Source organism: Vibrio sp. STUT-A16 (assembly GCF_026000495.1).
GTDB classification, from domain to species: Bacteria; Pseudomonadota; Gammaproteobacteria; order Enterobacterales; family Vibrionaceae; genus Vibrio; species Vibrio diabolicus.
Map to the genome: position 1 here is coordinate 3237823 of NZ_AP026765.1, position 12983 is coordinate 3250805.

Below are 12983 nucleotides of genomic sequence, written 5' to 3' on the forward strand. Positions count from 1 at the left end.
CACTATATATCTTAAATTTTGACGTGCTCAAGCCCCTGAGCAAAACGTGCTTTCAGATCATCCCATTGGCTACTGCTTTCAACGATTCTTGGCGTCACCATAATCACAAGCTCAGTTTTGGTCTTGTTATCAGTTTTAGTTCCGAACAAACCACCAACAACGGGTAGAGAACCTAAGAATGGTACTGCTGAACCATTGTTTGTAACATTTTCACTGATCAAGCCACCCAGAATTACTGTTTGACCAGATTCAGCAACTACTTCTGTTGTAATGCTACGATCAAAAATTGAAGGGTTGCCTTCTACAGAGGTACCACCATCAACTTGGTTACTGTTTTCCTGCGAAATAACCATTGAAACAATACCTTGAGCGTTGACTGTTGGAGTAACGGCAACTTTTACACCAGTTTTTCGGTATTCCACTGAACGTGTTACACCATTATTGCTGTCTGTAGTTGTTTGTCCAACTACAGGAATATCTGTACCGACATTAATATTTGCTTCAACACCATCTCTTACTAACAAGCTAGGTTTTGACATGATATTAACGTTATTATTACTCTCGAATGCCTGTAAGTTAATGAAGTCATCACCGCTCATCCATTTGATCAAGCCACCTCCGACTTTATCCAAACCAAAAGCATCTTTTGTGCTAGCTGAAAAATTACCATTAGAAAAGGCCCACTCGACCCCAAACTTAAATTCATCAGTCATCGTTACCTCCGCAATTGTCATTTCCAAAATAACTTGCTTAGGCATTACATCTAGCTGAGCAATAAGCGGTAGCAAAGCTTGATATTCGGTAGAACTGGATCTGAATATCAATGTATTTGCTCTCTCATCAACAACTAAACTCAGTTTATCATTGGATACTGAATTGCTACTTTGACTATTTACTTCTATTTTAGAGGAATCTTTATCTGCACTTTTTTGCACCGAAAGTGAACGTCCACCTATTAACTTACTTAAGCTGTCACCTATATCAGCTGCTCTAGCATACTTAGGTTGATATATAAAATAACGCAAGTCAGCACCTTGACTTGGTCGATCCATTTGCGCAGCCCAATATCGAACTCGTTTAATAAAAGAATCCTCAGAAGCAAATACCGCTAAAGCGCCTAACTGAGGAATTTGTACCATTGATAGGCGTTTATCATTCGCACCTCCATCTGAAACGATCCCCTCGTTCTGCAACAACTCAGTAACAGTAGCAATAAAGTCTTCGGTTGTGATATACCTCAACTTGACTAAACCTATATGCTTACTCGTATTCGAAGGCGCATCAAGGATTTTTAGCAGTTCAATGGCTCTAACAACTTCCGAGCGCTTTCCGCTCAGAATGAGTACACCCTGCCTCAAATCAGGAGAAACTCTAACGGACGTAAGTTCTCTAATTACGCCCATAGTCGAGTTGCTGAAAGTAAACTTCAGAGGAACAACTTGAACTACATCGATAGCACCATCTGGCACGGATTCAGGCGTGGAGCCATAACCCAAAACGGCACTAGATTTACCATCTTGTTTCAAGTTCATAATGACATATAAACCATCACGAGCCTGCACACTAATACCACGCTGAACCAAAAGCTCCTGTGTCAAATCAAACAGACGTCTTGGGCTAATATCATTTTGAACATTCAGAGTGACCGGAGTTGTAACTCCTTGCAAGTTATCCCCAAGAATGTAGTCAACTTGCAGTATCTGACCAAAAACATAATGCAAGAAATCATTCAAAGGCATAGCGTCAGCAGCCAGCTTTAAGCTAGCTTCATCACTGAAGTTCGTTGAGAGTGCCTGACCCGCCTCAAAACGGTCATTACTAACCTTTAGAGTAGGTACTGTTTTATACACAGCCCCTGGTTTTGCTACTTTTGGCTCTAAGTCTGAACTAGCTTTCTTTTCAGTGACCTCATCTTTTGATGGTACGCTGTTTGTTGCCTCAGACTCTAAAAATGAACCGCTGACCGGATATTGACGCTCAGAAGCGTCTGTTAACACACACCCTGACAACAATGAACTGCATAACAGTGCAGACGTTGTTAACTTGAACTGTTTATTCATTTTGATTCCATGAAACGAGTTTACCTCAGTCGTTATATCAATCTGTCGCTTCGACGAGGCGGAATAAATTGATTTCCTGACGAGCGCCTCTAAACACAACTACGAGATATTCAGGATCTGGATATCCATTGCGATTAAAGGCCACCATTTGCTCTTCCGGAAAACCTAGAAATTTAAAAGTAATATGCTTTTCACTTGTGGGCTGTTGAGAAGTATCCAACAACGTTAGCTCATTATTTCGAACATATAGCCCGATATCACCACCACGGTTAAACGCAAGATTACTTGTCTTGCGAACTAGACTTTTTAGCTTTTGTAGTTCAGCTCTGGCTTCAGCTTTTTCAACTTGGGCAATTGTAGCTGGCCCAACTAATGAGGCTGCAAGTCCCATTAGAGCCAAAACAATTAATAGCTCTATTAGAGTAAAGCCACGTGGGTGCATTTAAATCGCCACATCATTCAATGAAGTTATGCTCAAAAGCATAACCACAACAACACCACCAACAATCCCGCCCATAACAAGGATCATCAATGGCTCAAGAATAGAAGTTAATTTCGACGTCCAAGATTCAAAATCAGCTCGGCTTCGATGTGCAACCTCGTCAAAAACCCTGGCTAGCTCACCACTTTCTTCACCAACTTCAATTAAAGAGAGAGAAAGATCTGAATATAACTCTGTATTTGACAGAGCTAACGTTAAGCTCTCGCCACCACTCACTTTGCTACGGGCCGCATTGAGTGAATTTTGTAATTCAATCCAAGTGATTCCATCACAAGCTAGCTTCAAAGCTTGATCTAACTTCACTCCACTAGTTAATAGCATTGCCATTGAACTACTGACTTGAATTCGATTAACAAGCAATATTGAGCTCTTAAGGCCTGGCGTTTGACTAAAAACCCTCGAAACCCAAGACTTAAGCTGTCCCGTATTAGCTAAGTGAAGAGTAAAACACACACACCCGATGACTCCAATCAGCAAGTAGATTTGGTAACTTTGCATCCAAGCACTTAACCCTAGGAGCATTTCTGTATAAACAGGTAACTCCGCTGCTTGCTCAAATAACCCACTCATTCTCGGAACTATGAAGTTAAAGACAAATAAAATACAGGCTACACAAACAAACAAAATCACTGCCGGATAGGTAAGTGACTGAATGATTTTTGCTTTCAACTCACATTTAAACTTAAGTTCTTTGGCTAGCTGACCAAATACTAGAGGTAGGTTACCGCTCTCTTCCGCCATTTTAACCAAGCTGACATAGACATGGTCAAAACCTTTAAGATTTGACATTGCAGAAGATAAAGAGTCCCCCTTTCGAACAGCACTGGCAAGTTGAGACATGACGCGGCCTAAGTTGCTCTCACTGCCTTTTGCCAATATGTCTAAACCTCTATCAATCCGAACACCACTCTCAAGTAAAAGAGCAAGCTCAGATGTCATGATTTCTAGCTCTTTCAACGTTAATGGTTTAATTGGCCCGCTCGCCTTGCTACGGTTATTTGCCAGTGTCTCTTGTAGCTTTACGACCGTTAAATTTTGTTGCTTGAGCTGTTTTTTTGCGTCCTCTAGTGAAGACGCATCAATTGCACCATTATGTTTGGCTCCATGACGATCATACGCCTGATAGTCAAACTTCATTAGTTAGCCACCCTCATAACTTCTTCGATGGTTGTAAGTCCTTGAGATACTTTTAATAACCCATCATCAGTCAAACCGCGACCACCAATACTTCTATGATAAGCGATGGCTTTTTGCAGAAAGTGTTGGTCTTTCTTGAGGGCTCGAATCTCATCGTCAATAGACATGTATTCAATTATCGCCATACGACCTTTATAACCAGTATTCCCGCAGTGTTCGCATCCCTTTGCCTGCTTTAGGTTGAGCGTATGTCCACTTCTTTCGGCTAAGATTGCCAGTGTTGGGTGCCTTTTCAATGTTTCTGAAGGGTCGATCGGCTCCGCACAATGAATGCATAACTTCCTAACCAGTCGCTGAGCTACGATAGATACCAACGCCGCATTCAACAAATACTCCTCAGCCCCAAGGTCGAGTAAACGAGTAAACGCTGAAGGAGCATCATTGGTATGTACTGTACTAAACACCAAGTGTCCGGTTAATGCAGATTGCATTGCAATACGCGCCGTTTCTGCATCACGAATCTCACCCAGCATAATGACATCAGGGTCCTGTCGAACAATAGAACGCAAGCCCTCAGCAAAGCCAAATCCAATATCCGATTGAACTTGTACTTGGTTAATACCGTCTAGACGATATTCTACAGGGTCTTCCAAAGTAATGATTTTACGAGATTCGTCGTTCAATAAACTCAGAAAGGTATATAAGCTGGTCGTTTTACCTGAGCCTGTAGGGCCAGTAAGCAATACCACGCCTGCTGTTTTTTTTATATCGCCTAGAATAGCGCTTTGAATATCACTGGATAAACCCAAACTACCAATATCGTAACGAATCGACTGTTGTCGCAAGAAACGCAAAACCATGCTTTCGCCATCTGCAAGAGGCAGGGCTGATACACGAATGTCTAGTTTTTCATTCGCAATCTTAATTGCGATCTTGCCATCTTGAGGTCGTCGTTTCTCCGCGATATCCATACCAGAGAGAATTTTCAATCGTGAGATTATCGGCACACTCAAGCGAGCGGGAACTTTTTCCACTTCATGGAGTACGCCGTCAACACGCATTCGCACTCGATACGTATTTTCACTCGGTTCTAAGTGCATATCAGATGCACCAAGTTTTAAACCTTTCGTGATCAGGCCGTTAAGAAGGTTTACTACTGGAGCTTCAGAAGCAAGCTCTCTCAGCTTGTCCTCTTCTAATGAACTGAGGTTGTTGAAGTCATTTTCATCAGAGTTCTCGCCATCGGAAACATGAGATTGTATTAGCTCATCAAACTGAGACTCACTTACAACAACAAACTGGACATGTTCGGTTGGAACCAAGCTTGATAAAAGCTCAATAGCTTCTGGGTGAAGGGGGTTTTGTGCAAAAACAACGAGTTCATCCTCATCTCTTTTGGCAACCAACCAACCCATGTTCTGCAAAGCAGAATACTTTTCACCGTTTTCAAACAGCAAATCTTGTGGCAATTTGAAATCAGTGATAAGCGGTAGCTTTAAGTAAGTCGCGTAAAATTCAGGAAGATTCTCTTCTGTCAACGCGCCTATGTTGACTAAAATCTGTTCTAGTTGCCCGCCATTCCGCGATTGGAAATGACGAGCTTTCACTAAATCTTCACTAGAGACATCGAAGTGCGACCTGAAGATGGCCTCAATTTGACTCATTGATAAACCACATCCGCCGCTTCACCTTCCCCACCTTCAACTCCATCAGCACCTAGGCTTCTAAGGCTATATGGTGCACCGTTTTCACCAGACACTTTGTAAATGTATACTCGATTCCAAGGGTCTAGAGGAATAGCTTTTGGAAGGTAAGGGCCATCCCATCCAGCTTTATCATCTTGTCGAAGTTGATCTAAAGTAGAAGGATAGTTACCAACGTCTAGGCGATAGACATCTAAGGCTGTTGCCATCATCTGCATTTGTGCTTCAGCTGTCTTAGTTTTAGAAGCACCAACCTTCGAAAACATCGTTGGAGCGACTAACGACATCAACAAACCCATAATTACAATAACAATCAGTAGTTCCATTAGAGTGAAACCACGTTTGCGAGAACCTAAAGAATTAACAACCACAAGTTTGCTCCCAGATAGACAATTGGAAGGCGATATTATCATAGCCATTTTTAAATCCATACCACTTCTCTATATAGAATCAGTTGCTCAAAACAACATTACAAAACCGTTAATAAGACAATGCGCAACTTTGTCAATAAAATATTATTAACAATACCAATAATAGCGCCACTAATTATAAAACCAACAGAATACGTTATAAAAACGTCACACCTGAACATTATTTGAACAGATAAATGACACTTTTATAAATTAAACTATATCTTCGAACATTTTACTGACATAAGTGTGAGTTAGAACAATTTTTTTTGACAATAACCCAGTTTCAGTAGTTGATGTTGGTATTTAATTCCTTTATATTTCTGCTTGTAGTTAAACCTTTGGAGGGGGTAGCTACACAATAATTAGATTTTGTCCTGATCGGTGTCACGGGCATCATTAGTTCCAACCCGGGTGGCAATGCTGCCTCGTCGGTAATGGCAAAATCTCTTTTAGTTGGCAGTTATGGAAAACAATAACTTTTGGTTAGACTTTCATGACACCGATTTCATGAAATTGGAGAAATTTTCAAATGAAAAAGCTATTTAACGCATCTCTTGTTGCGCTAGCAGTGGCTGGTACTTTCAGCGCAAACGCAGCTGATATCTCAGTAAACGGTGATTCAGTAAAAATCTCTACTGAAGCGAAAGAAGTAGGTCTAAAGTATAATGGTGTCCTAACTTTTGACACTATTGTTAAAAAAGATCACTCTGCCGGTGCTGAAATTGTTCTTTCTTTCAGCGAAAACGTTGATTTATCAGGTGTTGATGGCGGTGCGTGTTCAGGTTTGAACTCTGGTACTTTCACGTGTAACGACCTAACATTCGATGTTGGTACTGGTTCATTTACATTTGATGCGGTTACAGTTGATAACACAGCTAAAACAATTAGCTTTAATGTTAACCTAGGTAACCCGATGATCGCTAACTCTGCGTTCCGTACTTCAATTGCAGACATGTCAATTGCAGGTTCTTCAAACCTAGATTACTCATCTAACCTAGGTGGTGCAGAGATCGAAACAGGTTCTGCTGTGATTGCAACAGAAGCATCTCAGTACTCATTCGCAGTTCAAACTGAGTACAACAACCGCGTTGAGCGCGTAAACCAAGAGACATTTGCAACGTTTGCGGCTGACGAGTCAGACCTAAAAGACGTCGCTCGTGTTAACATCTTGGATAAAGCTAGCGAATTTGATGTAGCAGCATTCACTGTCGACTCAGATATCAAAGTTTCTGCAGATCTACACCTAGGTGAAGCTGATCAGACAGCATTTGCTATCACAGGTACAACAGCTACTAACCCAGCTGCAGTAATTGTTGATTCTAAACTTGCTGGTTTCACTTCTACTCTTACAGCTCTAGATGCTAATAAATCAACTGTTATTACATTCACTAACGGTTCTGGTGAGAAAATCGCCCTTACTAGCTTTGCCATCGACGCAGACGTTGAGTATGGCAACCTAGCTACAAGTCCAACTACTACAGGTTCAAAAACTCTTGCACAAGCAGCTGATCTAGGTCAGTGGGAATTGGATGCATCTGTAGTTAATGTACCTTACCTACCAGTAGGTTACGAGAATCTTTCTTCAAACGTTGAGTACTCTAACCATGGTTCAGCTGCTGCTGAAGTAAGCATTTCTGCTTTCGACAACAACGGCAATGAATACACTGGTACACTAGCTAACGCTGCTCCTAAGACTGTAACTAAGTACTCTGAAGCTGATATTATGGCTGCTCTAGGTATCACTGAAGCAACTAAACTAAACATCACGTTCATCTCTGACGCTGATGAAGAAAACGTAAGCATCGTACCTTACTACCGTCAAGGCGATTCTCGCGTTCAATCAATCAACGACCAATACAAAAAGTAATTAAATACTTTTAGTATAACTCGTTCAAAAGCAGGCTTCGGCCTGCTTTTTTTGTTTACTCTGGCTTAAAGCAACTGTTTACAACATATGCATATATACCCTAAAATGCAGTCTGAGGTTTCCCCTCACATCGATGTTATTGAACCTTGCAAGGAATAATTATGAAAAATATCGCATTGGCAATGTTAGTGGCACTAGGTGCTTCTACTTCTGCTTTCGCTGAAACAGGTACAGAAGCAGGCAGTGCTAGCGTAGCATCTGCATCTGCAACTGGTACAACGGCTGTAGCTGTCGGCGCAGCAGCAGCTGTAACTGTAGTTGCAGTAGCAGCGTCTGACTCAGACAGCTCTTCTACTTCTACTTCTACTTCTACTTCAGCTTCAGTTTCTAACTAATCTTAACTGTCTGATAAAGAAGTTAATCGCCCTGATCTTTTCAGGGCGATTTTATTTGCATCCAACCCAAGGTGAGGACGGCATGGGTAAAATGAGAAGTAATGAGGGTAACACTCAATCAAAGCTCTTGATCATTACATCAATTTTATTGATGGCGGGCTGTACGCAAAAGTTTAATGATGTTTCCGCAACGGTAGAAGAAGCATACTCAAACTATATAGATGTAGAGTTAACATCCGATGAGATAAAACAAGTACCTTATGCTAGTGCATACCTGAGAATAGGCTCTCAAAAGCAAGTCTTCGTTGTGCTAGCTTTTGCTGAAGAAAACAAAGTCACAGGAACCAAACAATTAAAATGGGTCAGCGCTGATAAGTCAATGATTGTGACAGAGAATGGACGTATCATAAAAACAATAGGCTTACAGAAAAACAACCTAGTTGCTATATCCGGCACTTATCCAAAATTTAATGAAGTAAATACTATTCATAGCTATTCATTAACTTATGATTGGATGCCTAAGTATCGCTACAACTATTCTGCTACAGCACAGTTATCTAAAAGTATTACTTCAACGGTAGAAACCGCACTCTATAACTCTCCAGCTCAGATATTTGAAGAAAGCATTTATTTTAAAGCTTTAGACTCTAAAATCACGAATAGATACTGGGTTGATACTTCGGGAAATGTTCTAAAAACAAGACAATACCTTGGTCCTAATATGGAACCAATTGAAATTACTTTCCTTAAAAGGTATACGGAGAAAAAATAATGTTTAGGATTACTATTACATTTTTCTTTATACTTGTGAACTTCCCATTATATGCTTCAGAACAAGTAAAAGACGATTATCTTACTCTTAAACTTTCCAACTCAAACCAAGAGTTCAAGTTTTCATCATCAACACGACTACACCAAGCTTTAACGGCTCTCGAACAGCATAATGTCTATATAACTTACCCCTTATCAACTACGCTTTTCTCTCTGAACCCTTCTGATGTAGAACAAGTTCGACTCAGCAAAGAGCGTGCCCTTGATTTGATGAAAGAATATAAGCTCAACAAGACGGAACTTTTTAATTTAATTCAATGTTCTGGTACTTCTAAAAGAGTCATTTCAAATATTGATTTAGATACTATTCGTTTAAATAAAAAAAACAATCCTCTTCTAAAAGGAAAGTATATTCTCTCAGTTGGTGAACGAGGAAGACCTTTACTTGTATTGGGTAATACCCCTAAAATTGAAACTATCTCGACTGAAGAAAACATGAGCCTGAGTAGTTTATTCAATGATGAAACAGCATTATTTAAAAATCTAGAACACGCTCCTGTACTTATTTACCCTGACGGCAAACTAACACAATCGCACATTGGAAACTGGAAGACAAAAAGTTACTCTCTTCCACCTGGCACTATTATCTACATTCCATTTTACAAATTTGAGAAGTCACCTTTAGATAAAGCTATCGTTGAACTTTTGATAAACATGAATACAGTCTTATGAAGCTCATTCCAAATTTTCTACCCATTGTACTAATGAGCCCTGTAGCAGTGTTGGCTCAATCAGTGCCTTTTGAAGCACCAGATTTAACCCCTTCTCAGATGGATTTCGGTGGTGTTGGTTTAATGCAGATGCCCACCGCAAGGATGTCTGATGAAGGCGAATTTAATTTTTCAGTTACCGGTAGTAATGAGTATTTGTTTTATAACGTCACCCTACAAGTACTACCTTGGTTAGAAAGCACCATACGCTACACCAAGGTGAGGGATCTACCATACTCATCATCTTTTCCTGGAGTAGACAACGACTACACTGATAAAGGAATCGATTTTAAGATTCGCTTGATGCAAGAATCTCAGTATCTACCTGAACTGTCTGTTGGTGTTCGAGACTTCGCAGGTACAGGCCTTTTCGATGCTGAATTTATCGCGGCAACAAAACGTTACTCCAACCCTAACTTAGGTACTTTTGATTTTACACTTGGTATGGGCTGGGGATACTTAGGTACCCGAGATAATGTAACAAACCCATTCTGTAAGTTAGGAGATAAGTTCTGCGAGCGTTCTGACGAGTTTCTTGACTCAGGCGGCACAACTAATTTTGAAAGAGCATTTAAAGGCCCTGCAGCTCTGTTTGGTGGTGTAGAGTTCCAGACTCTGCACGAGCCACTGCGGTTCAAAATCGAATATGATAGCAATGACTACAGTGAAGATTATGCTGTCGTCAGATCAGAAGTCGATATGACGCCCCATACACCTTGGAACTTTGGTGTTCTATATCGTTTAGGGCATATGGCTGATTTGCGCCTGAGTTATGAGCGTGGTGATACACTCGTTGCTGGTGTTAGCCTTTACACTAACTTCAATGAAATGCCGTCTTTCTGGCGAGACACGCCAACTCCTGAAATGAATGACGAGCAACCGGAGCAACTGTCTGATGTAGATTGGGAACGAGTCACTAAAGAGTTAGATAACGTTGCTGGTTACCAAAATGCCCAACTCTATGTTAGTGAAAATACGGTCTCAGTAGTCGGAGAACAAAAGAAGTATCGTGATCGCACCGAAGCTCATGAAAAAGCATCAGCGGTTCTATACAACGAGATGCCAGAAAACATTAATACTTTTACTATAAATGAGCGCAGTCGTGGGTTGATTGGTGAACAAACGGTTATCTCTAAAGATAAATACCGTGATTTCGCTGAGGTGAACTATGTAGATCCAGTAATTTCAGATGCAACTTCAACGTCAGGAATGAAGCCGCAAGGTGATCTAGCATATGATGGATTTGAACGCTTTGATTGGGGTTTTGCCCCGAAACTGACTCAAACTTTGGGAAGTGCGGAAGACTTTTACTTATTTAGCGTAGGGCTGAGCGGTAGCGCCTCTTACTGGCTGACAGATAACCTAGAAATTGGTGGCTCGCTATACTGGGATTGGTACAACAACTACGACAAGTTTGTTTACGTTACGCCTCCTGATGCAACGACTGTTCCTCGCGTTCGTACCATGTTCCGCGCTTACCAAAATGAACATGCTATAACCATGTCAAACTTACAATTGACTTGGTTCCAAGAGTATTCCGATACCATGGATCAACAATTCTACGCGGGTTATCTGGAGAGCATGTTTGCTGGAGTCGGTACCGAGTTTCTTTACCGACCACAAGGAGCTAACTGGGCGATTGGCGCTGACGTCAACTTAATTTCTCAACGTGATCCACAAAGTTACTTCGGTGTTTACGATGAGAAATGGCAAAACGTGCCAGAATATGGACGTCCGTTCCAAGTTATTGATAAAGGATTCACTGGTTTTGTATCTGGTTACTACTACCCTCAATGGGAATTCCTGCAAGATTTGATGATCCAAGTCGATGTTGGTCAGTTCCTAGCTGGCGATGTTGGTACACAAATCAATGTTTCTAAGCAGTTCAAGAGTGGCGTAATTGCTGGCGCCTTTGCCTCATTTACAGACTTGTCTGCGGATGAATTTGGTGAAGGTAGTTTTACTAAAGGTTTCTACTTGTCGATTCCGTTTGACATCATGACCGTTAAGCCAAGTAACAATCGTGCGAACTTTAGTTGGCAGCCTCTTACTCGTGACGGAGGGCAGAAGCTCGGCCGCAAATACAGCTTAATTGAGTTAACCGACGAACGAAATTCTTGGTACCAAAGACCTAACCGTTCGGATGTGGAATAATAAAGTAATCAAGGGAGCTGAGGCTCCCTTTTTCATATCTAGATACTGAGCAATAGAAGACTCAAACCTATCTTCCTGCTTCCAATAGCGCTACTTTTCGTTTCTTGCTAGAATTCCTGAGAAAATTTTAATCTATGGTGGAAGTTCTATGATCATCGTAACTGGTGGCGCTGGCATGATCGGCAGCAACATTGTTAAAGCACTAAACGAAGCTGGTATTAACGATATCCTGGTTGTCGACAACCTAAAAAATGGAAAAAAATTTAAGAACTTAGTTGATCTGGACATCACAGATTACATGGATCGTGACGACTTTCTGACCCAAATTATGGCGGGCGATGATTTTGGTCCGATTGAGGCAATTTTCCATGAAGGTGCTTGTTCTGCAACGACTGAGTGGGACGGCAAGTACATGATGCTAAACAACTATGAGTACTCAAAAGAGTTGCTTCATTACTGTCTAGATCGTGAAATTCCATTCCTTTACGCCTCTTCAGCAGCCACTTACGGCGATACAGATACTTTCGTTGAAGAACGCGAATACGAAGGCGCACTGAATGTATACGGTTACTCGAAACAGCAGTTTGATAACTACGTTCGTCGTCTATGGCAAGACGCTGAAGAACATGGTGAGACCCTTTCTCAAATCACCGGCTTCCGCTACTTCAACGTATATGGCCCACGTGAAGACCACAAAGGTAGCATGGCATCAGTTGCGTTCCACCTCAACAACCAACTTAACACAGGTGAAAATCCTAAGTTGTTCGCGGGCAGCGAATCATTTAAACGCGACTTCGTTTACGTTGGTGATGTATGCAAAGTGAACCTATGGTTCTTAGAAAACGGCGTATCAGGCATTTTTAACTGCGGTACAGGCCGTGCTGAATCTTTTGAAGAGGTAGCAAAAGCGGTTATCAAGCATCATGGCAAAGGCCAAATTGAAACCATCCCATTCCCTGAGCATCTAAAAGGCGCTTACCAAGAATTCACACAAGCCGATCTGACCAAACTGCGCACCGCAGGCTGTGATGTTGAGTTCAAGACGGTTGCAGAAGGCGTTGCCGAATACTTAACTATCCAAAACCGTTAAGCACCACAAGGTGGCAGAACCATAACCTGCCACCTTTACTCAAGTGCAATAGCCTGTATCATTCCTTAATATCTTTTTTCTCATTTAAACCACTTCGCCAGTACACGAATAGGTAACTAGA

General features: G+C 41.3%; 11 protein-coding genes. 6 read left to right on the top strand and 5 right to left on the bottom strand.

Translation table 11 applies throughout. The annotated features are described in order from the left end of the window. Positions 1–11: 11 nt before the first annotated feature. The 5 genes from OO778_RS15330 to gspG are packed head-to-tail and all read right to left on the bottom strand — an operon-like array spanning position 12 to position 5773. Complete coding sequence (locus OO778_RS15330; RefSeq protein ID WP_074191944.1) at positions 12–2060, bottom strand: secretin N-terminal domain-containing protein; 2049 nt, start codon at positions 2058–2060, stop codon at positions 12–14. Between the two features lie 37 nt (positions 2061–2097). Beyond that, positions 2098–2502, bottom strand: a complete 405-nt coding sequence (locus tag OO778_RS15335) for a prepilin-type N-terminal cleavage/methylation domain-containing protein (protein ID WP_074191943.1) — start codon at positions 2500–2502, stop codon at positions 2098–2100. Next, positions 2503–3699 (bottom strand): type II secretion system F family protein, encoded by a 1197-nt coding sequence (locus tag OO778_RS15340; protein ID WP_074191942.1) that lies wholly within the window; start codon positions 3697–3699, stop codon positions 2503–2505. Further along, on the bottom strand, positions 3699–5363 hold the full coding sequence (locus tag OO778_RS15345) for a GspE/PulE family protein (protein ID WP_083612684.1): 1665 nt from the start codon (positions 5361–5363) through the stop codon (positions 3699–3701). Before OO778_RS15345 ends, OO778_RS15340 begins: the two co-directional genes overlap by 1 nt. After that, on the bottom strand, positions 5360–5773 hold the full coding sequence (gene gspG / locus OO778_RS15350) for a type II secretion system major pseudopilin GspG (RefSeq protein ID WP_242657444.1): 414 nt from the start codon (positions 5771–5773) through the stop codon (positions 5360–5362). The genes OO778_RS15345 and gspG overlap by 4 nt, the downstream gene beginning before the upstream one ends. Before the next feature lie 571 nt (positions 5774–6344). On the opposite strand from gspG, the gene OO778_RS15355 reads away from it, so the two are divergent. The 6 genes from OO778_RS15355 (at position 6345) to rfaD (ending at position 12862) form a co-directional block, all read left to right on the top strand. After that, positions 6345–7682, top strand: coding sequence for a hypothetical protein (locus OO778_RS15355; protein WP_074191941.1), 1338 nt, complete (start codon positions 6345–6347; stop codon positions 7680–7682). Positions 7683–7843: 161 nt separating this feature from the next. Then, positions 7844–8077 carry a hypothetical protein gene (locus OO778_RS15360; protein WP_258459862.1) on the top strand — a complete coding sequence of 78 codons (234 nt, stop codon included), beginning with the start codon at positions 7844–7846 and terminating at the stop codon, positions 8075–8077. 82 nt (positions 8078–8159) lie between these two features. Beyond that, a complete protein-coding gene (locus tag OO778_RS15365) occupies positions 8160–8849 on the top strand; it encodes a YjbF family lipoprotein (protein ID WP_074191939.1) in 690 nt (229 codons plus the stop codon). Next, on the top strand, positions 8849–9580 hold the full coding sequence (locus OO778_RS15370) for a capsule biosynthesis GfcC D2 domain-containing protein (protein WP_074191938.1): 732 nt from the start codon (positions 8849–8851) through the stop codon (positions 9578–9580). Before OO778_RS15365 ends, OO778_RS15370 begins: the two co-directional genes overlap by 1 nt. After that, positions 9577–11772 carry a YjbH domain-containing protein gene (locus OO778_RS15375; RefSeq protein ID WP_264910284.1) on the top strand — a complete coding sequence of 732 codons (2196 nt, stop codon included), beginning with the start codon at positions 9577–9579 and terminating at the stop codon, positions 11770–11772. Before OO778_RS15370 ends, OO778_RS15375 begins: the two co-directional genes overlap by 4 nt. 148 nt (positions 11773–11920) lie before the next feature. After that, positions 11921–12862 (top strand): ADP-glyceromanno-heptose 6-epimerase, encoded by a 942-nt coding sequence (rfaD, locus tag OO778_RS15380; protein ID WP_264910286.1) that lies wholly within the window; start codon positions 11921–11923, stop codon positions 12860–12862. Positions 12863–12983: the final 121 nt, after the last annotated feature.